This is a genomic window from Streptomyces sp. 2A115 (assembly GCF_052245575.1).
In the GTDB taxonomy this organism is placed as follows: Bacteria; Actinomycetota; Actinomycetes; order Streptomycetales; family Streptomycetaceae; genus Streptomyces.
This window is the reverse complement of record NZ_JBQQCG010000017.1, coordinates 134,351-158,594: the sequence shown is the minus strand read 5'-3', so window position 1 is coordinate 158,594 and position 24,244 is coordinate 134,351. Positions and strand designations below refer to the sequence as shown.

Sequence of the window (24,244 nt, the reverse complement as noted above, 5' to 3'; positions counted from 1 at the left end):
AGGCGACCGGCTTGAGCACGCGGTCGGAGGCGTGACCCTCGGCCTGGTTCGTGGAGGACCCGTCGAAGCCCCAGATCGGCAGCTCGGCACCCTTGGCGTCGTCGGCCATAATCTTCGTCTTCGAACGAAGCCTGGCCGTCGGCTCGGTGCCGTCGATCCAGATGTACTCAGCCTTGAAGGTCATGACTTTCCCATCATTTCAGTGCGTGCGATGTGAAGGGTGGCAGTGCACACGAGGTCGTGTGCACCGTCACCGCTGACGTGCGGCCGCGGCGAAGCCACGGGCTCGCGGTAGTTGGCCCGGCCCCGCCGGCCGGGAGACCGTTGCGGTGACCGGGGCGCGCTCAGAGGGCTGAAGGAGGTGGTTCACATGGAAGGCGTAAGGGCTGACCAGTTCCACGACGAAGCTGCCGACGTCTTCCCAGGGTTCTTCTGGAAGGCTGTGAAATCCGTCAGGCCCCGTCTCCCCGCGACCACGGGTCGCCAAGGATGGTGCCGGTCGCGGAGTCCGGCGCGCGTCCGGCGGTGACCATTCCTGTGTCGGCTGCGATCGCCGTCGCGGTCGGCCCCCGCGTTGGGGCGGCCGTACGGGACGGGCCGGCGGCACTCACGTCACTGAAGTCGTATGCGGTCTCGGCGTGTTCGACCTGGTCGACACCGGCGATCTCATCATCCTCGCTGACCCGCATCCCGATCGTCTTGTCGATCAGGAAGGCAAGGACCGCGGAAGCGATCAGGGAGTAGGCGAGGACCGCGAAGACACCGGCGCACTGCTTCCAGAACTGGTCCAGGCCACCACCGTAGAACAGACCCGCCACGTCCGACTGGCCGCCACCGGTGGCGAACAGACCGATCAGCAGGGAGCCCACCACACCACCGCCCAGGTGCACGCCCACCACGTCGAGCGAGTCGTCGTAACCGAACTTGTACTTCAGGCCCACGGCCATGGCGCAGAGCACACCGGCGATGGCGCCGACGGCGATCGCGCCGAGCGGAGAGACCGCACCACCGGACGGGGTGATCGCGACCAGACCGGCGACGGCACCGGAGGCGGCACCCAGCGTGGTGAACGCGCCATGGCGGATCCTCTCGTACAGCAGCCAGGCGAGCATCGCGGTGGCGGCGGCTATCTGCGTGTTGATGAACATCAGCGCGCCCACGCCGTCATCGTTGCCCAGCCAGGAGCCGGCGTTGAATCCGAACCAGCCGAACCACAGCAGACCGGCGCCGAGCATGACCAGCGGCAGGCTGTGCGGACGCATCAGGCCCTGCTGGAATCCGACGCGCTTGCCGATGACCAGGATCACGCCGAGTGCCGCGGCACCCGCGTTGATGTGGACCGCGGTACCACCGGCGAAGTCGATGACGCCCAGGTCGAAGGCCCAGCCACCGGTGCCCCACACCCAGTGCGCGACCGGGAAGTAGACCACGATGGCCCACAGACCGATGAACAGCGACCACGCCGGGAACTTCACCCGGTCCGCGAGCGCACCGCTGATCAGGGCGGGCGTGATGATCGCGAACATCAGCTGGAAGACGGCGAAGACGTAGATCGGGATCGTGTAGCCCGGCCACAGCTCGGTCTTGCCGGCACCACTGAGACCCAGGAAGTCGCCCTCCCAGCCCAGGAGGCCGCCATGGTCGGTTCCGAAGGCCATGGAGAAGCCGAACAGCACCCACAGGACCGTGATGACGCCCATGCTGATGAAACTCATCATCAGCATATTGAGGGTGCTCTTGGCCCTGACCATGCCTCCGTAGAAGAAGGCCAGACCCGGCGTCATGAGCAGCACCAACGCCGATGCCAGAAGCATGAACCCGGTGTTGGCCGCAGACAGCGTCGGCGCGTCCGCGGCAAGAGTGATGGTGGCTGGTGTCACTGGCGTCTCCCCGTAATGTGGTACGGCATGTGGTACGGCCCCGTGAGGGCTGTACCACTGCGTGAGCGTGAGAAGTGGCTCAGGGCCGACGAACGGACTGTCCGCCGAGTGGTGGCACGGAACGACGGTGTCCGGTTCCGCCGCGATGAGCGTGGCGGACGGGTTGGTCCCGGAACTGTACGAACAGTCCGTGGCCTGAGCCACGGGTTGGAGTTTGTCGCCCGGCTCGTGCTCACCGCCAGGCCAACCGCTGCCCACCTGCGCCCACGTGTGCCCACAAGGGTTTATCCACGACTGACACCGCCCGGCCCCGGTCGAAAGCCCGAAACGGGTGATTGGGCCTCCAGCCGCTGGACGGCCTTGCCTTCTCGGGGCCGACGTCTGCCTGTCAGCGGAGCCGGGCGGTCAGGTGGTAGTGGCCGGAGGGCAACCCGTACGAGGCCACGCCGTCCTTGTGGCCGAGGAGACGTACTCCGCCCACTCGGCCCAGCGGAGTCCGCCCCTCGCGGACGGCATCGCCGGAGACGGCCGGAATTCGCAGCGTCGCATCACTGTTCGCGGGCACGACCGCCTCGTACACGAGGGTCCGGCCTCCGTCACCGACCGCCCACGCGCTCCGGATCTCGCCGTACGGCGACTCGTACGAGCCCGACACATGCGTGATCCTGCCGGTGGGATCGACGTGGGGTTGCAGGACGAAGTGCTTGAAGCCGGGGCTGTCCGGGTCGCGGGCGATACCGGCCATGTAGGCGTACATCCACTCCATGATCGCGCCGTAGGCGTAGTGGTTGAAGGAATTCATGCTGACCGGGCCGAAGCCGTCGTCCTCGGAGTAGGAGTTCCAGCGTTCCCAGACGGTCGTGGCGCCGTTCCTCACCGAGTACAACCAGGACGGCAGCGCGTCCTGGTGCAGCAGCTCGTAGGCCAGGTCCGCGCGGCCCTCATCGGTGAGAACGGGGGCGAGGACGTTGACGCCGAGGAAGCCGACGGACAGCGTGTTCCCGGCGTACTTGACCCGGCTGCTGTTCGGGTGTGCGGCCTTGTAGGCCTCGTCATTGCCGATATTGTCCGCCAACAGACCTACGAGCGTACGGCGTTGAGCCTCCGTTTCGTAGAACCCGAGCTTGAGGACCCACAGCAGCGCCGACTGGCTGTTGTCCTCCGTCTTCTGATCGGGGTCGGCGCCCGGTTCGATCGGAGAGGCCTCGCCCAGACTGGACTTGACTGTGACCTGCCCGGCCTCGGTGGTCAGGTACTTGGTGATGAACGCCTGCTTGATGCGTGCGAAGAGCCGCTCGTACGTCTCCCCCTCCGCCGTCCGGCCGATCGCGCGGGCCATCCGCGTCATCCCTGAGGGGCTCCTCCTTGCGCAGCATCGGTGCGCCGGCGGAGTCGGGACCCTTCCCCCGCATCCCGATCCACCGCGCGCCGTCCCATCCGGCCACACCGTCGGTGCTCATGAGGCCGGTCTCGAAGAAGGCGGGGGACGCCGTACCGACCGGACGGCCTTCGGCGTCCCAGACGGTGACGGTCCAGTGGTAGCGGGTCGAGGCGCCGAGCGGCCTGCCCGCGTAGCGGACGGCCACGGAATCGGCGGACCGCACACGACCGCTGTTCCAGACGTCCGCGCGGCCGGCGGTCAGCTTGTCCGGTGAGCTCGCCACCAGGATCTGGTATGTCCCCTGGCTCCGCCCCCGCGCGGTGGACCGCATGCGCCAGCCTAATCGCGGCCGGTCGGCGTCCACGCCCAAGGGCTCGGTGCGGTGTTCACCGTCAGTCCGGCCACCGCGGCGTCCGGACGGCGCGACGGTGCCGCCTGCGCGGCGGCTGAGCCGCCCATGGCGCCGGCCACTACGGGCACCGCGCCGGCCGTCGCCACACGGTTCTACGGCGGATTCCCGCGTGGCATCCGCCGGGAGCGTCGCTCTTGTCGAGGGCGCGGTCGAGGTCGCCGTCCGAACCGTCTGCGTCGAGGTCGCGGTCCGAACCGTCCGCATGGTGGGGTGCATTGCTCACACCGTCATCCCTTCGGGTGTTCGAGAGTGGTCAGGAGTCGGCCTTGTAGTCGGCGTCCATCGCGTCGAGGAGTTCTTCGGGCGTGGACTGCCCGCTGAAGATCTCCTGGAGGCCGCTGAGCATGGTCTGCTGGACCTTGGCGTTGGGCCACAGCTGGTCCATGAACGGCACGGTGCGGTCCGCCCTGATGAACGTGGACAGTTCGGCCAGCGAGGGGTCCACCGTGTAGCCCGTGTCGGGCAGCGAGGGCAGACCGCCCTGCTTCTTGACGAACAGGTTCATGCCCTCGGAAGACATCACGAAGTTCACGAACTTCAGGGCGAGGTCCTCGTTCTTCGCCTTGGCATTGACGCCGTAACCGGCGCCTGCCGCAGCCGGGACGATCGTTGCGGACGGGTCGTCGGTGGCCGGCAGGGCCTTGAACGTGAACGTGCCCTTCGGGTTCTTCTGCTTCAGGAGAGCGATCACCCAGTTGCCCTGGACGATGCCGAGCGTCCTGCCGGTGGCGGCGAGGCCTTGGCTGGCTTCGTAGTTGGTGCCCAGCGGGTTCTTCTGGAAGCAGCCGGTCTTCTCCATCGTCAGGTACTTGTCCAGGGCGGTGGTCCACGGCGACCGCGCGAAAGTGGCCTGGCCGGCCTGCATCTTCTGGTCGAAGTCACGGTCCTCGCCGTACACGGTCGTGGCGACCAGCGCGTACTGGACGAGCTGCGTCACCCAGTTGTCCTGGTTGCCCAACGCGAAGGCGGGAGTTCCCTTGGCCTTCGCGGCGCGGCAGAAGTCCAGCAGCTTCGTCCACGTGTCCGGCGGAGTCAGCCCGGCCTTCGCCATGGCCTGCTGGTTGTAGACCGCGCCGATGCCGTTCTGCCCGAAGACCGCGTTGTAGGTCTTCCCCTCGTACTGGGCGACGCTCTTGATCGCGTCGGGCATCTTGTCGGCCCAGGGCTGGTCCGAGAGATCCCGCAGATATCCGGGTTCGGCCAGGACGTGGGTGGCGCCGGGGTTGCCGTCGCCGGGCCAGACCGACATCACGTCGGGTGCGGTGCCCGAGGACAGCTGGGTGCGGATCTGCTGCTGGTACTGGTCGGCGCCGCTGGTGGTGTAGCGGACCTTGACGCCCGGGTTGGCCTTCTCGAACGCCTTGACGACGTCCTCGATGGAGCCCTGGTCGACCGAGGCGAGGGTCAGCGTCTTGGAGCCGCCGCCTCCGCCGGAGTCTGCCTTGGTGCCGCCGCTGCATGCGGCGAGCACGGCCATGGATGTCACCGCGGCGGCCAGGGCCGGAAGTACGCGTGTCTTCATGATGTCTCCCTCGGGGAAGAGCCACGGAGCATGAGGGACGGGCGGGCGTCGCGTGTCATCCCTTCAGCCCTCCCGCGAAACCGTTGATGATGCTGCGCTGCAGCACGAAGTAGACGAGCAGGACGGGCAGGATGCTGATCACCAGTGCGGCGAAGATGAGGTTCCAGTCGGTGACGTACTGACCGACGAAGCCGGCGATCGCGACCGGCATGGTCTGCTGGGCACTGCCGCTCAGGTACAGCAGCGGCGTGAAGAAGTCGTTCCAGACGGCGACGGCGTTGAGCACCAGGGCCGTCACAGTGATCGGTTTGAGCATCGGCAGCACCACATACCGGAAGCCCTGCAAGGGCGTGCAGCCGTCGATCAGGGCCGCGTCCTCGAAGTCGCGGGGCAGGGCGCGCAGGAAGCCGACGTAGAGGAAGACGGTGAACGGCACCTGCAGGCCGGAGTAGAAGAGGATCAGTGCCCACGGAGTACCGAGCAGGCCCATGTCACGCATGGTCTGGTAGAGCGGCAGCGAGGCGAGCTGGAAGGGCAGTACGAGACCCAGGAGGAAGGTCAGGTACGTACCCCGGGACCAGCGAGCCGTGATGCGGGCCAGCGGGTACGCCGCGAGCGACGAGACGGCCAGCACGATGACGACGCTGACGGCCGTCACCAGCACGCTGTTGGCCAACGCCCCGCCGAGGGCGCCCTGTTGCCAGGCCTGGGTGAAGTTGTCCAGGGTGGGAGAGGTGGTCGGGCTGATCGGCGACGAGGTGTCCGAGGCCGGCCTCACGGCCAGGTTGACCAGCACGTACACCGGGAAGCCCACGACCAGGGCGGTGGCGACCATCGCCAGCTCCAGAGCGAGGGTGCGCCGACGGTATCGGATCATGACGCGGCCCTCTCGTTGCGGGACAGCACGAGGTACTGACCCGTGGAGGCGACCGCCACGATGATCGTGAGGACCACCGCGAGCGCGATGCTGTAGCCGAACTCGCCGAGTGTGAAGGCGTCCTTGTAGATCAGCGTGGAGATGGTGTCGGTGGCGTGTCCCGGTCCCCCGCCCGTCAACGCGTAGACCTGGTCGAAGAGTTTGATCCCACCGATGATCGACAGCATCAGATTGATCGTGAAGGCCGGGGCCAGCAGTGGCCGCGTGACCGACCAGAAGCGCCGCACGGGACCCGCCCCGTCGATGGCCGCCGCCTCATGAATCTCCTGGGGCACCGACTGGAGCCCGGCCAGGAAGATGACCATCGAGTAGCCCGCGTACTGCCAGACGATCACACCGACCACCGACCACAGAGCGAGCTGCGGATCGCCCAGCCAGTCCTGCCGTGAGCCGTCCAGGCCGACCGCGCCCAGCAGGCTGTTGATCCCGCCGTCGGGGCCCAGCAGGTTGCGCCAGAGGTAGGCGGTGACGATCGGAGTGATCACGGCCGGAGCGAACAGAAAGACCCTGAGCACGTTCCGGGACCTAATGGCCGTGTTGACCCCCAGGGCCAGCAGCAGGCCCAGCCCGTTCTGGAGGACCGTGATCGACACGGCGATCAACAACGTGTGCCCGACGGCCTGCTTCGCGTCGGGATCACTGAGCATGTCGGAGAAGTTGTCGAGGCCCACGAAGGAGAAGTCGGGATCCAGACCGTCCCAGTCGGTGAAGGCGTAGTACACACCGCGGACGCTCGGCACCAGGACGACGAAGGCGAACAGCAGCAGGGCCGGCAGCGCGAACCACCAGGGCGGGGCGGTGCGCGGACGGCGGGCGGACGCCGTCGGCGCCGCGTGCGGGAACTGGTCGTGGTCCGGAAGTTGCTCGTTCGGGGCGAGGGTCACAAACGACCTCTTCCTTGAAACGATTCAAAATAGGCTGTGAGGTCAGGGCTCCGGTCGGCTGGACACCGTGAGGCGTCCGCCGGCTCTACGTCTTGGGGATGTGGTCCGCGACCCGGTAGGGGCGTTCAGTGTGTGGTCCAGTGGGTAACGTTTCCCAAAGGGTGCTGCCAGACCCTAGAGAGCGCCTCGCGTGACGTCAAGGTGCCGCGCAAGCTGCGCAACTGTTAAGGCGGCAACGGGTGCCACGGCACTCGGGGCCTGCTGGGATGTGACTCAAAGGGCTGACGGGCCGACGTCTGTGCCTTACTGAGCTGCGGCTCCGTACGTACACTCTGCGGCAACGTTCCCCACTTCACCGGAGGGCACCGGGATGGAGCCGCCAGCACCGCCTCGCCGCGTCACGATCGTCGACGTGGCGCGTCACGCCCGGGTGTCCACCACCGCTGTTTCCAAGGTGCTGCGCAACGCCTACGGAGCCAGTCCCGAGATGCGCGCGAAGGTGCGCCGGTCGATCGACGAGCTCGGCTACCGGCCGCACGCCGGGGCCAGGGGTCTCCGCGGGCAGACGTACACCGTCGGCGTGATGCTCCCCGACATCCGCAACCCCTTCTTCCCCGAGATCCTCGACGGGATCACCGGCCGGCTCGCGGACACCGACTACCAGGTCTTCCTGGGCCCGGGCTGCAATGGGGAGACGGAGGAGGCGAGGGTCACCGAGGCCATGATCGACCGCGGCATGGACGGCATCGTCCTGATCGCACCCGTGTCGTCGCGCGCTCATCTCGAGCACATCGCCTCTGTCGTACCGACCGTCGTCATCGGCCGCCATGGGCATTCCCAGGTGTACGACACCGTGACGGACGACGACGTGGCGGGCGCGTCCTTGGTCGTCGGTCACCTCGCCGGCCTCGGACACCGCCGGATCGCCCACATCGAGCACCACGAAACCGACCCGACGCGCATCGCGGAGATGCCCAACGCCCAGCGCGCCGACGGGTACCGGCGTGCCATGCGGTCCCTCGGCCTCGCGGCGGAGATCGACGTCGTCTCCACCACATACACCCAGCAGGGCGGGTACGACGGCGCCAGGGAACTGCTCGCGCGTCCCCGCCGGCCCACGGCTGTCTTCGCCGGTGCGGACATCGTTGCCATGGGTGTGCTGGAGGCGCTCACCGAAGCCGGGGTATCCGTTCCCGGTGACCTTTCGGTGTCCGGCTACGACAACACGACGTTCGCCTCCTTCGGTCCCATTTCACTCACCAGCGTCGACCAGGCGGGCCGCGAGATCGGCGAGAACGCCGCGCGCCTCCTCCTGGAGCGGATCGCCGACCGCCACAAGGCGCCGGTCCAGATCAAGCTCTCCCCCACACTGGTGCCGCGCCGGACCACCGCCCCTCCCCCGGAGTAGAGACCATGCCGGACTCCGACCATTCCAGAGTCCGGGAACGGCGGCGGTCAACCCTTCGGCTGAACACCGTTTCCACCTACGGCAGGCCTCATCGCTCCGTACGACCGGGCCGTGAGCGAAGGCTCAGCCGATACAGACACCGTCACCGGCCGGACCATCCCTGGCCGAGCCAGACCTACACCCTCACCACCGCCACCGCCACCGCCACCGGCCGCCACCTGTGACCGCAGGGCGGGCCGCTGCCGTGACGGCCTGCCAGATCCACGACACGGTGGCGTAGAGGGCATGCAGAAGCACTGGGTGAACTTTTGCGCCAACTCCCGCTCGCGCTCCCGTAGTTCTTGGACCGCCTTCCACTCGTCCTCTCTCCAGGCCGGCGAGGGCCGGGGAACGGCTCGAGTCGCCATCCCCCCTCGCGGAGCTCCCACCCCTCCAACTCCTCGGCCGACCAGGGAAGTTTCAAGGACCGGGCGGTCTGGGCCGACATCGCGGCGTGCACCCGGACCTCAAGGCGGGCCCCGCCCGCCTGGGGCACCCACAGCGGCACGCCGTGGTGCACGTACAGCGGGAAGTTGTTGCCGAACTGGGCGCCGTAGAAGGCCCTCTGCAGCCCGCCGATCCCTACCGCTAGAAGCCGCGTCCGGGGGCCGGGCGGGCTGCTGGAGCGCACGGTGGCGCAATGCATCCGTTGGCGGTCACCGATCGGTGGATCCGGCCTCGTGGCTTGAACACAAATTCCACACATCCCCTCTACAGACTGGCCCCGATGGTCTAGATTGACCGTGCTTCAGCTGATCGGGCACGAGGCGACCGATAATGATCTATAGGTCCGGCGCTACGGAAAGCCAGCAGTCGCGTTCCCGGCGCCAGTCGTGGGGGTGATCAATCCGGAGCCCGAGAGGGGGCTTTGGGTGCGGGGAGCACCCGAGGTTTCGGCGGGTTCCCGCGGGCCTCAAGAGTGTGGCAGGACAGGGGAGTCCGCTGCCGCCAGGTGGGGTGTTCAAGTAGCGCTGAAGTAGCCGGGATGTCATGCGCGCGGGGGGCGGGGGCCTCCCAAGGGGAGGGACTGTGCGGGGGGCTGGGGCCTCCTGGGGGGAGGAACGGTGTTAGTCGACCACGTCGTACCACTGGGGACCGGGGGGGTTCTGTGCGGCAGGGGGGATTTGTCGGCCCTTTTCCGCCGGCGCGCGGGCGTCTGGCGAATGGGGCAATCAGCCAGCCCACGATCGAATGGGAGCAGCGGTACCGCCGTACCGTGATCACCAGCGATACCGTGGCCACCGCCTTGGTGGTGGCGGCGATCGGCAATTTCTTCGGGGTCCGGGACGCGGCCGACTGGCACGAGAAGTGGGGAATTCTCGCACTCGGCACCGAGCTGCTGGTGCTGGGAGCGCTCGCGGTGAGCCGGTCGTGGGCTCCGGCCGTGCTCGGCCAGGGCGCCGAGGAATTCCGCCGGCTCGGACGTTCACTGTTCACGGCGACCGTCGTACTGGCACTCGGCGGGATCGCCCTCACCTCGCGCAACATCAAACTCTGGATCTTCGTCGCGATACCCGCGATCGCGCTCGTCACCATGACCGCGCGGTATCTGCTCCGCCTCCGGCTGCACAAACAGCGGAAGGAAGGACGGTGCCTGAGACCGGTACTCGCTGCCGGGAGCCCGGCCACCGTGCGCGACCTGATCGCCCGAACCCGCAAGTTCCCGCACCTCGGCTGGCGGGTGGAGGCGGTGTGCACGACGGACGGCCGCGGTCTCGACGGTGACCACCTGGACGGAGTGCCCGTCGTCGGCCGACTGACGGACGTCGCCAAGCACGTCCGCCACGACGGCTACCGTGTCGTCGCGGTCACACCGGACCCGCACTGGTCACCGGACCGGCTGCAGCGGCTGGCCTGGAACCTCGAAGGCAGCGATGCCGAGATGGTCGTGGCCCCCGTGCTGATGGAAGTGGCCGGCCCGCGGCTGCACGTCGATGCGGTGCTCGGGATACCGCTGCTACGGGTCAGCCTGCCGACCTTCACCGGAGGCCGCCGGGCGATCAAAGGGGTCGTCGACCGGATGGCCGCAGCGATCCTGCTGATGCTGTTCGCGCCACTGATGGCGTTCGTCGCGCTGATCGTGATGGCGGACAGTCGTGGTGGGGCGTTCTACCGCCAGCGCAGGGTCGGCAAGTCCGGCCGCGAGTTCACCATTCTCAAGTTCCGCACCATGGTCGCCGGGGCTCACGGGGTACGCGCCGCGCTGGCCGACCACAACGAGGGTGCAGGGCTGCTGTTCAAGCTCCGCCGGGATCCGCGGGTGACCCGGGTGGGCGCGGTGCTGCGCCGGTACTCGATCGACGAGCTCCCGCAGCTTTTCAACGTGCTCACCGGATCGATGTCGCTCGTCGGTCCGCGGCCTCCGCTACCGGAGGAGACCGCCGCGTACGGCCCGGACATCCGGCGACGGCTGCTGGTCAAGCCCGGGCTCACCGGTCTGTGGCAGATCAGCGGACGCAGCGACCTGCCGTGGGAGGAGGCGGTCCGGCTCGACCTGCGGTACGTGGAGGACTGGTCGCTCGCCCTGGACGCAGTGATCTTGTGGAAGACGCTGCGTGCGGTGCTTCAAGGGCAGGGGGCCTACTGATGCGCGGGGGGCTGCAATTCAACGGTCCCGCCCGCGCGCGGACCGCAGGCCGCAAGGGCCTGCCTGGGGGGAGGGACGGGTCATGAAGGTCAGCGTTTTCGGGCTCGGCTACGTGGGCTGTGTGTCGGCCGCGTGCCTGGCCAGCATGGGTCACGAGGTCATCGGGGTGGACGTGAACCAGGTGAAGGTCGACCTGGTCAACGACGGCAAGGCCCCGGTGGTCGAGGAACGGATCGGCGAGCTCATCGCCGAGGTCGTGCGGACCGGAGCACTACGCGCTACCGATGACGTCCGCGAGGCGATCATGGGCAGCGAGGTGTCGCTGGTCTGCGTGGGCACGCCGTCGGAGCCCAACGGCAGCCTGTGCACCACGTACTTGGAGCGGGTCACCGAACAGATCGGCGCCGCGCTGGCCGAGCGGGGTGGGCGGCACACCGTCGTGTTCCGCAGCACCATGCTCCCGGGCACCTGCCTGAACCTGCTGGTACCGATCCTGGAGAAGTACGTCGGCGGCACGGCCGGGGTGGACATCGGGGTCGCGGTCAACCCGGAGTTCCTGCGCGAGGGCACGAGCGTGCGGGACTTCTTCGACCCGCCCAAGACCGTCATCGGCGAGCTCGACCCGGCAAGCGGCGACGCGGTGATGGCACTGTACGACGGCTTGCCCGGCGAGGTGTTCCGGGTGCCGGTCCCGACGGCCGAGGCGATCAAGTACGCGGACAACGCGTTCCACGGCCTCAAGATCGGCTTCGCGAACGAGCTGGGCGCGGTGTGCCAGGCGCTCGGGGTGGACTCGCACCAGGTGATGGACGTGTTCCTGGCCGACCGCAAGCTGAACATCAGCCCCGCCTACCTGCGGCCCGGCTTCGCCTTCGGTGGCTCCTGTCTGCCCAAGGACCTGCGCAGCCTGGTCCACGCGGCACAGCGGGCCGACATCTCGGTGCCCATCCTCGCCCACGTGCTGCCTTCCAACTCCGCACATCTGCAACGCGCGGTGGAGCTGGTCGAGCGCACCGGCAAGCGCCGGGTGGGCCTGTTCGGGCTGTCCTTCAAACCCGGCACCGACGACCTCCGCGAGAGCCCACTCGTCGAGTTGGCGGAGCGGCTCTTCGGCAAGGGGTACGACCTGCGTATATACGACGCCAACGTGAGCCTCTCCCGGCTGGTCGGCGCGAACCGCGAGTACATCGAAAGCCGGCTGCCGCACCTGGCGCAGCTGCTCGCGGACTCCGTCGACGAGGTGCTCGAGCACGCCGAGGTGTGCCTGGTCGGGACCAGGGATCCGGCCGTGCTGTCGGCGCTGCCCCATGGCGAAGGCCCGATGATCGTCGACCTCATCCACCTTCCCGACGCCGAGACGCGCCGAACCGAACCGGGGTACATGGGCCTTGCTTGGTAACACATCGTTTGATGACACAGCCGGCGGCGACGGGTCGAACCGACGCGCGCTGATCCTGGTGGAGAACCTGTCGGTGCCGTTCGACCGGCGGGTGTGGCAGGAGTGCACGACACTGCGCGACGCGGGGTGGGAAGTGCACGTCATCTGTCCCCGGGGGGAGAAACGGGACACGGAGCCGGAGGCGGAGATCGACGGGGTGCGGATCCACCGCTACCCGTTGCGCGCGGCCACCGGAGGACCGGCGGGCTACCTGCGGGAGTACGGATCGGCGTTGTGGCACACGGTCCGGCTGGCCCGCAAGGTCGGCCCGGTCGACGTGGTCCACGCCTGCAACCCACCCGACCTGCTGTTCCTGCCGGCCTTGTGGATGAAGCGGCGCGGTGCGCGGTTCGTCTTCGACCAGCACGACCTGGTGCCCGAGCTGTACCTCTCCCGGTTCGACCGCGGCGAGGATCTGCTCTACCGCGCCGTGTGCGCGCTGGAACGGCGGACCTACCGGGCCGCGGACGTCGTCCTCGCCACGAACGAGAGCTACCGCGACGTCGCGGTGCGCCGTGGAGGTCAGCGCCCTGAGGACGTTTTCGTGGTGCGCAGCGCGCCCCAGATCGACCGGTTCCAACCGGTGCCGCCCGAGCCGGAGTTGAAGCGCGGCAAGCCTCATCTGCTGTGCTATCTGGGCGTCATGGGCCCCCAGGACGGCGTCGACTACGCTCTGCGTGCCCTCGCGAAGCTGCGCGACGAGTTCGGGCGGACCGACTGGCATGCGGTGTTCGTCGGCTCCGGCGACGCCTTCGACGCGATGGTGGAGCTGTCCCGGCGGCTCGGTCTCTCCGAGCAGGTGCAGTTCACCGGGCGCATACCGGACGCCGACCTGGTGCGCTACCTCTCCACCGCGGATGTGTGCCTCTCCCCCGATCCGCGCAATCCGCTCAACGACGTGTCGACCATGAACAAGGTCCTGGAGTACATGGCGATGGGCCGGCCGATCGTCTCGTTCGACCTCCGGGAGGCGCGAGTCTCCGCCGGTGACGCCGCCGTCTACGCGCCCGCCAACGACGAGGCCGAATTCGCCAAGCTCATCGCGCTGCTCCTCGACGATCCGGAGAAGCGGGCCCGGATGGGCAAGATCGGCCAGGAGCGGATCAGCGGGCGGCTTTCCTGGCGGAACTCGCAAGCGTCGCTGCTCGCCGCCTACGCCGCTGCCTGCCGTGACCACACTCCGGTGTCGGCGAACGACCCGGTCAGAACAGGGAAGAGGCAGCGCCGTTGAGCGATGACACGATCCGCCTGGTCACTATCGGGCGGATTCTCCGTCGGCGTTGGCGGCTTCTCGCCGTCCTCACCGTGGTGGGCGCGCTCGTCGGCTACGGCACCTCGGTGCTGTTTCCGCCGCGCTACACGACGTCGGCATCGGTACTGCTGCCGGGGCAGTGGGAGGAGCGCGAGCTGCTGACCCAGGTGGACATCGCGACCAGTTCGACGGTGGTCGACCGCGCGGCCGCCGCTCTCGACCGGTCCGGCGTCAGCGGCACCGAGTTGCGGGACCGGGTGAGCGCCAAGACCGCCGACGGGAACATCGTCAAGATCTCGGGTACGGCCGACACCCCGGAGCGTGCGCAGCAGCTCGCCGACCGGATGGCCAAGGAATTCGTCACATTCGCCGCGCGGATCACAGGCGGCGGCACCGACTCCGAGGCGACTACGGGGCTCGAGACGCTGCGGCAGGAGGTGGAGAAGACCAACGGGCGCATCACCGACCTGGCCGAAGCGGCCGATCCGGGCAAGACCGTGGAGGGCGTGCAGGCCCGCACCTCGCTGGAGAGGCTGCGCACCTCGCTGGAGGAGGCCATGAAGACGCTGGCCGAGTCCGACCCGTTGGCCAGCAAGGCCGGCATGGTCGTCATGGGGCCGGCGGCCCGGCCGGCCGGCGAGGCGCCGCCGACGAGGATGCAGCTCATCGTCGCCGGGGCGCTGGTGTTCTTCCTGCTCTCCGTCATCGGCCATCTCGCCGCCGCACGGACGAACCGTCGGCTGCGCACCGAACCGGAGATCGCCGCGGCGCTGGGCTCGACGCTCCTCGGCACCGTCGACGTTCCTGGTGAACGGGGCGCGCACCGGCCGGAAGTCCATGGCCCGCGGGCCCGGATCCGCCGGATGCTCGGCGTCGACACCCGGTGGGACGTACCGACCCTGCAGAGGTCCGGCGACGAGGCCGACCGGCGGATCCGCTACGGGCGGGTGTGCGCTCGCCTCCGGGACCAGCTGCCGGCCCCCCGGCAGTTGCTGGTTGTCGTACCGGACGGCGACGGCATCGCCCGCCAGGCCGCCGGGCAGCTCGTCACCGAGGCCGGGAGTGATCCACTGCTGCGGGTGGTGAACGTTTCGGTGTCCGGGCCGCTGGTGCCGGACCGCGGCACCGAGTCCGGTGTTCTGGTCGTCCTCAGCGCGGGCCACTGGACCGCGGAGGAGCTCGGCGGCATCGCCGAGGCGTGTGCGGAGGGCAGGCATCAGGTCGTCGGCGTCGTCGTCGCAGGTACGGCCTGGGCTCGTCCGGCGCGGACTGCGGGCCGTCCACCGGAGGAGGCCACTCCGGCACTGGCGGTCCACGGCCACGCAACGGGAGGTTCGGCATGACGACAGACACGACTTCGGAGTCGTCGGCATCCACTCCGCTGCTCGACCTGCAGGCGCTGGTGGTGGCAGTACGCAGGCGCCGCCGCCTCTGGTGCTCCCTGGCACTCCTCGGACTGCTGATCGGCGCGGCGGTGGCGGTCCTGCGGCCGCCGCCGCCGACCGCGGTGACCAAGGTGCTGGTCGCGCATGCGGAGGACCAGCCGAACGACACCGGAACGCTCATCCGCACCGATGTCGAGCTACTGGCGACCACGCGGATCGCCGACAAGGCCCTGCAGTCCCTCAAGTCCCGGGAAAAACCTGAGGACTTCATCCGGGACTACCGGGGCACCGGCCTGACCAACAACCTGCTGCAGATCACTGTGACGGGTGACAGCGACGCGGAAGCGGTGGCCCGGGCCAAGGCGCTGGCCGATGCGTTCGTCGCGGACCATGTGAAGAGGATGGAGGAGACCGCGAAGGCCGAGGCCAAGGCGCTTTTCGACCAGCGTGACCGCATGCGGGACGAGCTCACCGAGGTCAATGAGGAGATCGGGGACCGGTCACCGGAGAGCGACCCGAAGGCGGCGGCGAGCATCGAGTCGCTCTTCGCCCGCCGGGCCGCCCTCAACTCGCGGATCGCCGAATTCGACCAGCGCGCCGCGGAGGCGCGCACCGGAACGCCCAAGGTCCTCGCCGGCACGCAGATCGTGGACGCCCCGCGCGCGGTCCAGCACTCCCTGCCCAGGGCCGCCGCCACCAACACCGCTATCGGGCTCGTCCTCGGGCTCGTCCTCGGGCTCGCGCTGGCCGCGGTCGGCGCTGTGGTGGCGGACCGCCCCGTGCTGCGCCGGGAAATCGCGGCGAACCTGGGCGCCTCGGTCATCACGGAGCTGCCCCGCCGGTCGGGCCGCCTGTGGCAGCGCCGACGGACCCGGGCGGCACGCGAACGGCTCACGGCGACCCTGGCCCGCACCGTGCGCGGCTCCGCGGAACCGGTGTCGCTGCTGGAACTGGGCTGTGCGCGCAGCACGAGTGTGATCGCACTGAACCTCGCCGGGGCGCTGGCGGCGGAGGGACCAGTGGTGATCATCGATGGTCTGCCCGGACAGCAGCTCGCACGCCGCCGCCAGAAGCCGGGAGACCTCACCGTGGTCAGCGGCGAGCATGCCGCGACCGTGTCGCATCAGGAGCGCCGGATCGGTGTCGGCTCGGTCGCGCCCGGCACCGCGTGGACCGACCTCCAGTACCTCGGCAGTCAGACCGTGCTCGTCGTGCGTGCCGGGCACGGCAGCGCCGCATGGCTGCACACGGTGGCGCGGCAGCTCGCGGACCAGCACATTCCGGTGATCGGTGTGGTGCTGATCGACCCCGATCCGCGTGACCGGACCGACGGAACGCTGTGGGACGGGCAGCACACCGCGCTGCGCGGCCAGAACGAGCGGCTGGCCCGGCAGAACGGGACGGGTTGGCGGCGGACGGAGCGGCTGCCGGTGTGGGCCGCACAGGGCCCGGACAACGACCAGGAGGCGCGGTAGGACATGTGTGGTATCGCAGGCACTTACCGATGGCCGGACGGCAAGGTCGTGACCGACCGGCTCACCGATACCCTCGCCCACCGCGGTCCGGACGGGGCGGGCCGGTACAGCCACGCCGCCGGTGACGGCGACGTGCACCTCGGGCACCGTCGGCTGGCCATCATCGACCTGTCCGAGACCGGCGCCCAGCCGATGGTCTCGGGCGGCCTGGCGCTCACGTACAACGGCGAGCTGTACAACGCGCCCGAGCTGCGTGCCGAGCTGGCGGCCGCTGGGGTGCGCTTCCGCGGTACCTCCGACACCGAGGTGCTCCTCGAGGCCTGGCGGCGCTGGGGCACGGACTGCCTGCCCCGGCTGCGCGGCATGTTCGCGTTCGGGATCTTCGACGAGCGAACCGGCGAACTGGTGCTCGCCCGCGACCAGCTCGGCATCAAGCCACTGTTCCTGATGCAGCGCGGCGCGGGCCTGGTGTTCGCCTCCGAGCTCAAGGCGCTCGCCGCCGCGACCGGCGGGTCGCTGCAGGTGGACCATGGGGCGCTGGTGGCCTCGCTGCTGTACTACTGGGTGCCGGACTCACGCTGCGCGTTCCGCGAGGCGGAGAAGCTGCCGCCGGGGAGCTGGCTGCGGTGCCGGCCCGACGGCCGGGTGGAGCGCGGCCAGTTCTGGAACCTCCGGGACGTCGCCGCCGAGGGCCAGGAGCGGGCCCGGGCCGGAGAGCAGCCGGACGTCGGGGCCATCGTCGAGGAGTCGACCCGGCGCCACCTGCTCTCCGACGTACCCGTGGCGACCTTCCTCTCCGGCGGTCTTGACTCCAGCTACCTGACCGCACTGGCGGCCCGCGACCGACCCGGGATCTCCGCTTACACGATCGGGTTCCGCGCCGAGGACGCCAAGTTCGAGGCGATGCCGGACGACCTGCGCTATGCCCGGCAGGTGGCCGAGCGGTTCGGCGTCGACCTGCATGAGATCGAGATCGCGCCGAACGTGCTCGACCTGCTGCCGCAGATGACGTACCACCTGGACGAGCCGATCGGCGATCCCGCCGCGATCAACACGTTCCTGATCTGCGAGGCCGCCCGGGAGGCCGGGGTGAAGGTGATGCTCTCGGGGATGGGCGCCGACGAGCTGTTCGCCGGTTACCGCAAGCACCTGGCCAACCTGCTCGCGCTGCGCTACCAGCGCGTCCCTCGGCCCCTGCGGCGCGGGGTGTCCAGGGCCGTGGACCGGCTGCCGGTCGCCACGGCCCGCCGGGGGTACCGGTCGGTGCGCTTCGCCAAGCGGTTCCTCTCCTTCGCCGACCTGCCGGAGGAGACCGCGTTCCGGCGCAGCTACACCATGTACGACCAGGACGAGTTGCTCGCCCTGGTCGATCCGGACCTGGCCGGGACGGTCGATGACGTGCTGACCGAGCACGCGGACATCTACCAGGACAACGACCTCGACGACTTCGTCAACCGCATGTGCCTGGGCGACGCCCGGATGTTCCTGCCGGGCCTGAACCTCGCCTACACGGACCGGTCGAGCATGGCCGCGTCGACGGAGGTGCGGGTGCCGTACGTGGACGTCGAGGTGGTCAAGGCGGCGTTCGCCGTACCCGGCGATCGCAAGATCGTCGGACGGCAGGGCAAGGCCGTCCTCAAGGAGGCGGCCGCCTCGGTCCTGCCCCGGGAGATCGTGTACCGGCCCAAGGGCCTGTTCAGCGCCCCGCTGCGCGCCTGGATGAGCCGGGATCTGGCACCGCTGGTGCGCGAGGTGGTGCACGACGGCGTGCTCGTCAGTTCCGGGATCCTGCGGCGCGACGCGCTGGCGCGGATGGTCGCCGAGGACGCCGCCGGGCAGCGGGACTTCTCCAAGCATCTGTGGCATGTGCTGACCCTCGAGTACTGGTATCGCGGCGCGACCTCTGGGTCCGGCCAGAGCACTCGGTTGTCGGCTTAGGAATCAGAGGAGTTCGGGTGAAACAGGTTGTGCAGAACTACAAGAGCGGCGAGCTCGCGGTGCTCGACGTGCCGGTGCCGGGGTGCAAGCCGGGTGGTGTGCTGGTCCGCAGCGCCTACTCGCTGATATCCACCGGGACCGAGCTCATGAAGGTGTCCGAGGCCGGCATGTCGATGCTGGGCAAGGCCCGCTCCCGGCCGGACCAGGTTGCCAAGGTCATGCAGAGCGTGGCCACCAACGGCGTGCCCGCCACCTACCGCAAGGTGATGGGCAAGCTGGACTCCTACACTCCGCTGGGCTACTCCCTGTGCGGGGTGGTCGAGCAGGTCGGCTCCGGCATCGACGACGTGAAGGTCGGCGACCTCGTGGCCTGCGCCGGCAACGAGCACGCGTTGCACGCCGAGCTGAACTGGGTGCCGAAGAACCTCTACGCCCCGGTGCCGGACGGCCTCGCGCCGCGGCACGCGGCCTTCGGCACCGTCGGGTCGATCGCGTTGCAGGGCGTCCGCCAAGGCGAGTCACAGCTCGGCGAAGTGGCACTGGTCATCGGCCTCGGGCTGATCGGGCAGCTGGTGGTGCAGCTCCTCGCCGCCTCGGGAGTCCGCGTCGTCGGGGTCGACCCCGACCCGGTGCGTTGCGAGCTCGCCGAGCGCCTGGGCGCTACGGCCTGCGGCGATCCCGCGTCCGCGGCCGTGGAAGCCGCCGTCGCCGAGCTCACCGGCGGTCACGGAGTGGACCAGGTGTACCTGGCCGCCGGCGGCGGCAGCAACCAGCCCGTCGAGCTGGCCGCCCGGCTCTGCCGGGACCGCGGCCGGGTCGTCGACATCGGCAAGTGCCGCCTGGACCTGCCGTGGAACGCGTACTACGAGAAGGAGCTCGACGTCCGGTTCTCCCGCAGTTACGGCCCCGGGCGCTACGACCCGGAGTACGAGCTCGAGGGGCGGGACTACCCGATCGGCTACGTGCGCTGGACCGAGCGCCGTAACCTGGCGTGCTTCCTCGATCTCCTCGCCCTCGGCCGCGTCGACGTGGAGCCGCTGGTCTCCCACATCGCCGACTTCGATGACGCCGTCGAGACGTACCAGCGCCTGAAGGACGGCGACCTCAAGGCCGTGGCTGTGCTGTTCCGGTACCCCGGCCCCGCTGAAGACACAGCCGAAGCGGAGGCCCCGGCGGTGACCGTGCCCGCGGTGCGACGCAACGGCGGAGTGTCCGCCCCGGCCCGGGCTGCCAATGCGCCGGTGCGGCTTGCGTTCGTCGGCGCGGGAAACTACGCGACCTCGATGCTGCTGCCGCACCTGGCACAGCGCGACGGCGTCGAGTTGTCGACAGTCGTCACCACGACGGCGCTGTCCGCGGCCAACGCGAAGCGGAAGTTCGGCTTCGCCGGGGCGACCACCGACCTCGACGCCGTACTCGGCGACCCGTCCATCGACGCGGTGTTCGTGGTGACCCGGCACAGCTCACACGCCGAACTGACCCGAAGGGCACTGCTGGCAGGCAAGACGGTGTTCGTGGAGAAGCCCCTGGCCCTCACCGAGGACGAGCTGGCCGGCGTGCTCGCGGCGGTGGAGGAGTCCGGCAACGACCGGCTTCAGGTGGGCTTCAACCGCCGGTTCGCGCCGCTGCTGCAGGAAGCCAGAAAGCGGTTCGGCGCCCGGACCGGTCCGGCGAGCCTCCGCTACCTGGTCAACGCGGGCCGGCTGGCGCACGGCAGCTGGTATCTCCAACAGGGCACCGAGGGCTCGCGGTTCGCCGGCGAGGGCGGGCACTTCATCGACACGGCGAGCTGGCTGCTCGGCGCCGACCCGGTCTCGGTGTACGCGGTCGCCACGTCCGGCAACGAGGACCTGCAGGTCGTGCTGCGCTACCCGGACGGGTCCACCGGCACCATCAGCTACGTCACCACCGGCGCGCCCGGCTTCCCCAAGGAGACGCTCGACCTTGTCGCGGACGGCAAGGTGCTGCGGCTCGACGACTTCGTCCGGGCCACTGTGTACGACAGCCACCGCAAGCGGTGGGTCAGTTCGCGGCTGCCCAAGGCCCGGGACAAAGGCCAGAACGCCGAGCTGGCCGCGTTCATCAAGGCCGTGCGGACCGGCGGGCCGATGCCGGTGCCGCTGGAGTCGCTGGTCGCCACCACGGCGGCCACCCTCGCCGTGCGGGCCGGCCTGGCCGGCGGTGCGCCGGTGACATTGGCGGGGGCGCGATGACCATGAGCGCGGGCTGGTATCTGCGGCGGCTGTCCCGGATGGGACCGCGGGAGGTCGGCGGCCGGGTGGGCGACGCGGTGCGCAGGCGCCGGTGGCGGTCGGCGCGGCCCAACTGCCCGAGGGTGACCGGCGCCCGGTTCACCGCGGTACTGCCCGCCGGGACGATCGCCGCGGTGCCACCGGACGCCGCGAAACGTCTCATCGCCGAGGCGGACCGGCTGCTGTACGGGCACGTCGAGTATTTCGGGGTGGTCCGCGACGACCTGACCGACCCGGACTGGTGGTGCGACCCGAAGACCGGGCGCCGGGCTCCGTGGGGCTACGCCTTCGACGTGCCGTACCGGAACGAGGACGCGGTCGGGGACATCAAGCAGATCTGGGAGCTGTCCCGGCATCAGTACCTCACCGTGCTCGCCGCCGCCTACGCGATCACCGGGAACGAACGGTACGCCGAGCGAGTGGCCGAGCACCTGCGGTCCTGGTGGACGGCCAACCCACCGCTGCGCGGCGTGCACTGGATCAGCGGCATCGAACTGGGCATCCGACTGCTGTCCTGGGTGTGGATCCGCCGGCTGCTCGACGGCTGGCCGGGCGCGGCCGGGCTGTTCGAGGGCAACCCGGTGGCGCTGAACCAGATCTGGCACCACCAGCGCTGGCTGGCCGCCTTCCCCAGCCGGGGGTCTTCGGCGAACAACCACGTCATCGCCGAGGCCGCCGGGCAGTTCGCAGCGGCCTGCGCGTTCGGCTGGTTCCCCTCCTCGGCCCGCTGGCGGACCGGCGCGCTGCGGTCGCTGGAGCAGCACCTGCGAAGCAACACGTACTTTTCCGGCCTCAACCGCGAGCTGGCCACCGAGTATCACGGGCTCGTGCTGGAACTCGGCCTGGCCGCGGTGGCCGAGGCGGATGCCGCCGACGTGCCGGTCCCCGCGTCGATCCGGCTGGTGCTGCTGCGGATGACCGACGCGCTCGCGGCCGTCGTGGACAACCGGCTACGACCGCCGCGCCAAGGGGACGCGGACGACGGGCACGGTCTGGTCCTGGACGGCGCGGGCACCGACCGCTGGGCCTCGCTGCTGGCCACCGGGGACGCCGTGTTCGGCCGGCTCGACTGGTGGCCGGCAGTGACCGGCACCGATGTGCGCACCCCGCTGCTGGCCGCGCTCATCCGGCCGTACGCGAAAGACGGAACCGCACCGGCCGCGACCCGCCCTCCAAGCCGACCAGGCCACTTCGCCGACGCGGGCATGACCATCCTGCGCGGTCCGGCGGAGATCTGGTGCCGCTGCGACGGTGGTCCGCACGGCTTCCTGTCCATCGCCGCACATGCCCACGCGGACGCGCTGTCCGTGGAGGTCCGGCACGACGGGGTCGACGTGCTCGCCGACCCGGGGACGTTCTGCTACCACGGGCAGCCCGAGTGGCGGCAGTACTTCCGCTCGACCCTCGGCCACAACACCCTGCAGCTGGACGGCGGTGACCAGTCCGTCTCCGGCGGCCCGTTCCTGTGGACCCGGCATGCCCGCAGCCGCGTCCTGGTCGCGGACACATCCGGCACCTCCCACGAGGGGACAGCCCGCTGGTGCGCCGAACACGACGGCTACCAGGACTCCGTGCACCGCCGCCGGGTGGAACTGACCGCCGCAAAGCAGGAGTTGAGGGTGGTCGACAAGGTGCGCGGCCCGCGCCGGGCCGTGCAGCTGACGTTCCACCTCGGCCCCGCGATCGCCGCGGACCTGGCGGACAACCGGGCCGTGCTCACCTGGACCCGGGACGGCGAGGACCGCTCCGCGGTGCTCGACCTGCCCGGGCAACTGTCCTGGCGGGCGCATCGCGGCGAGACCGACCCGCCGCTGGGCTGGTACTCCCCCGGCTTCGGGCGCAAGGAACCCTCGACGACGCTGGTCGGTACCGGTTTCACCGACGGCGCGGCGGGGTTCAACACCGTGCTCAGGTTCGGCGGCTAGGGGTGCGCGTGGAGATCAAGAGGCGGCACTGGGCGTTGGCGGTGGCACCGCTGGCGCTGGCCCTGCTGGCGGCCGGCTGTGACAGCACGTCGGACGCCGGGGCGAAGCCGACCGCTGAGCCGTCGTCCACGGCCGTGGCCCGGGTGTGCGCCAAGACCGCGGCCGGGCCGGCGAAGGCGCCGGAAGGCGCGGTGACGGTCGACCCCGCGGTGGTCGGTGACCTGGCAGCGAAGACCAAGAGCAGCCCGCCGAAGACCACGTTCTGGCTTCGACCGGGCAAGCACAGGCTCGACCCGGACCGCTATGCCCAGGTCATCCCCAAGGAGGGGAACCGCTACCTCGGTGCGCCGGGCGCGGTGCTCGACGGCGGGAAGAAGAACCAGTACGCGTTCGGCGGCAGCGCCCGCAACGTCACCATCCGCCACCTGACCGTGCAGCGTTTCGTGGCGCCGCCGGACGAGGGCGTGGTCAACCATGACTCGGCCGACGGATGGGTGATCGAGCACGCCAGGATCCAGTACAACTCCGGTGCCGGGCTGATGGCCGGTGCCCGCCAACAGGTCCGCGCCAGCTGCCTGCGCGACAACGGACAGTACGGAATGAACGCGTACAAGGCCGGCGACTCCATCCGCGGCCTGGTGGTCGAAGGCAACGAGATCGTGGGCAACAACACCGACGACTGGGAGCGGCAGCGGGAAGGCTGCGGCTGCACTGGAGGCATCAAGTTCTGGGCCGTCAACGGCGCCGACATACGCGGCAACTGGGTGCACGACAACCGTGGAACAGGGTTGTGGGCGGACACCAACAACAACGACTTCCGCATCGAGAACAACGTGATCGAGGCCAACGACGGTGCCGCGCTGATCTACGAGACCAGCTACAACGCGGTCATCCGGAAGAACACGATCCGGCGGAACAACTGGGTCGAGGGCCGCAGGGAAGCCAAGCGCGGCGACAACTTCCCGTTCGCGACCGTCTACCTGTCCGAGTCCGGCGGCGAACCACGGATCCGAGCCCGCACGGACAAGATCGAGATCTACCGGAACGTGCTGGAGAACAACTGGTCCGGGATCACCCTGTGGGAAAACGCCGACCGGTTCTGCAACAGCCCGGCCAACACCTCGTCCGGTGACTGCACCTCGCTGGTGAAGAACACCGACCGCTGCGCACAGCCGGCGATCGCCAAGCCACCGCTCTACGCCGACTGCCGGTGGAAGACCCAGCGGGTGGACATCCACGACAACCGCTTCGTGCTGGACAAGTCCGTCGTCAAGTGCACGACGAAGTGCGACCGCATGGCGGTGCTGTCCAACTACGGCACCTATCCGGACTGGTCTCCGTACAAGGGCGAGCCGGTGGCTGAGGCGATCACCCACAAGCAGCACAACCGCTGGCACGACAACGTCTACCTCGGACCGTGGAAGTTCGTCGCCCACGACCCGAGCCGGGTGCTCAACTTCGGGAAGTGGCAGGGCAAGCCCTACCAGCAGGACGCGGGCAGCACTCTCGACCCACGGGCCGGTGGTTGA

The 24,244-nt window shown here is 69.5% G+C and carries 15 protein-coding genes and 2 pseudogenes; 10 read left to right on the top strand and 7 right to left on the bottom strand.

Features of this window, described 5'->3' with window-relative positions; all coding sequences use genetic code 11:
* From ACTWQR_RS17590 to ACTWQR_RS17560, 7 genes and pseudogenes are all read right to left on the bottom strand, one after another.
* The coding region (locus ACTWQR_RS17590; RefSeq protein WP_443228020.1) for a glutamine synthetase beta-grasp domain-containing protein at positions 1–184 on the bottom strand (184 nt) is incomplete at its 3' end.
* A gap of 268 nt (positions 185–452) precedes the next feature.
* Positions 453–1,880 (bottom strand): ammonium transporter, encoded by a 1,428-nt coding sequence (locus ACTWQR_RS17585; RefSeq protein ID WP_443228019.1) that lies wholly within the window; start codon positions 1,878–1,880, stop codon positions 453–455.
* 388 nt (positions 1,881–2,268) lie between these two features.
* A pseudogene (locus tag ACTWQR_RS17580) lies at positions 2,269–3,228 on the bottom strand (alpha-L-rhamnosidase-related protein); the annotation flags it as partial.
* 118 nt (positions 3,229–3,346) lie between these two features.
* Positions 3,347–3,877 (bottom strand): annotated as a pseudogene (locus ACTWQR_RS17575) (glycoside hydrolase family 78 protein); the annotation flags it as partial.
* Between the two features lie 49 nt (positions 3,878–3,926).
* Complete coding sequence (locus ACTWQR_RS17570) at positions 3,927–5,195, bottom strand: ABC transporter substrate-binding protein (RefSeq protein ID WP_443228018.1); 1,269 nt, start codon at positions 5,193–5,195, stop codon at positions 3,927–3,929.
* Between the two features lie 55 nt (positions 5,196–5,250).
* Entirely contained in the window at positions 5,251–6,072 is an 822-nt protein-coding gene (locus tag ACTWQR_RS17565) for a carbohydrate ABC transporter permease (RefSeq protein WP_443228017.1), read from the bottom strand.
* Positions 6,069–7,016 (bottom strand): carbohydrate ABC transporter permease, encoded by a 948-nt coding sequence (locus tag ACTWQR_RS17560; protein WP_443228016.1) that lies wholly within the window; start codon positions 7,014–7,016, stop codon positions 6,069–6,071. Before ACTWQR_RS17560 ends, ACTWQR_RS17565 begins: the two co-directional genes overlap by 4 nt.
* Positions 7,017–7,386: 370 nt before the next feature.
* Between ACTWQR_RS17560 and ACTWQR_RS17555 the strand changes: the two genes are divergently transcribed.
* The 10 genes from ACTWQR_RS17555 to ACTWQR_RS17510 all read left to right on the top strand — a co-directional run bounded on the left by ACTWQR_RS17555 (position 7,387) and on the right by ACTWQR_RS17510 (position 24,244).
* A complete protein-coding gene (locus tag ACTWQR_RS17555; RefSeq protein WP_443228015.1) occupies positions 7,387–8,424 on the top strand; it encodes a LacI family DNA-binding transcriptional regulator in 1,038 nt (345 codons plus the stop codon).
* Between the two features lie 1,147 nt (positions 8,425–9,571).
* A complete protein-coding gene (locus ACTWQR_RS17550; RefSeq protein WP_443228014.1) occupies positions 9,572–11,050 on the top strand; it encodes a sugar transferase in 1,479 nt (492 codons plus the stop codon).
* 82 nt (positions 11,051–11,132) lie between these two features.
* A complete protein-coding gene (locus ACTWQR_RS17545) occupies positions 11,133–12,449 on the top strand; it encodes a nucleotide sugar dehydrogenase (protein WP_443228013.1) in 1,317 nt (438 codons plus the stop codon).
* Positions 12,439–13,719: a glycosyltransferase family 4 protein gene (locus tag ACTWQR_RS17540; RefSeq protein WP_443228012.1), complete on the top strand. Its 1,281-nt coding sequence runs from the start codon at positions 12,439–12,441 to the stop codon at positions 13,717–13,719. The genes ACTWQR_RS17545 and ACTWQR_RS17540 overlap by 11 nt, the downstream gene beginning before the upstream one ends.
* Complete coding sequence (locus ACTWQR_RS17535) at positions 13,716–15,083, top strand: Wzz/FepE/Etk N-terminal domain-containing protein (RefSeq protein ID WP_443228011.1); 1,368 nt, start codon at positions 13,716–13,718, stop codon at positions 15,081–15,083. The genes ACTWQR_RS17540 and ACTWQR_RS17535 overlap by 4 nt, the downstream gene beginning before the upstream one ends.
* Positions 15,080–16,600, top strand: a complete 1,521-nt coding sequence (locus ACTWQR_RS17530; RefSeq protein WP_443228010.1) for a Wzz/FepE/Etk N-terminal domain-containing protein — start codon at positions 15,080–15,082, stop codon at positions 16,598–16,600. Before ACTWQR_RS17535 ends, ACTWQR_RS17530 begins: the two co-directional genes overlap by 4 nt.
* 3 nt (positions 16,601–16,603) lie before the next feature.
* Positions 16,604–18,538: an asparagine synthase (glutamine-hydrolyzing) gene (gene asnB, locus ACTWQR_RS17525; RefSeq protein ID WP_443228009.1), complete on the top strand. Its 1,935-nt coding sequence runs from the start codon at positions 16,604–16,606 to the stop codon at positions 18,536–18,538.
* Between the two features lie 17 nt (positions 18,539–18,555).
* Positions 18,556–20,751, top strand: a complete 2,196-nt coding sequence (locus ACTWQR_RS17520) for a bi-domain-containing oxidoreductase (protein WP_443228008.1) — start codon at positions 18,556–18,558, stop codon at positions 20,749–20,751.
* Positions 20,748–22,715 carry an alginate lyase family protein gene (locus ACTWQR_RS17515; protein ID WP_443228007.1) on the top strand — a complete coding sequence of 656 codons (1,968 nt, stop codon included), beginning with the start codon at positions 20,748–20,750 and terminating at the stop codon, positions 22,713–22,715. Before ACTWQR_RS17520 ends, ACTWQR_RS17515 begins: the two co-directional genes overlap by 4 nt.
* A gap of 8 nt (positions 22,716–22,723) precedes the next feature.
* Positions 22,724–24,244, top strand: coding sequence for a right-handed parallel beta-helix repeat-containing protein (locus ACTWQR_RS17510; protein WP_443228006.1), 1,521 nt, complete (start codon positions 22,724–22,726; stop codon positions 24,242–24,244).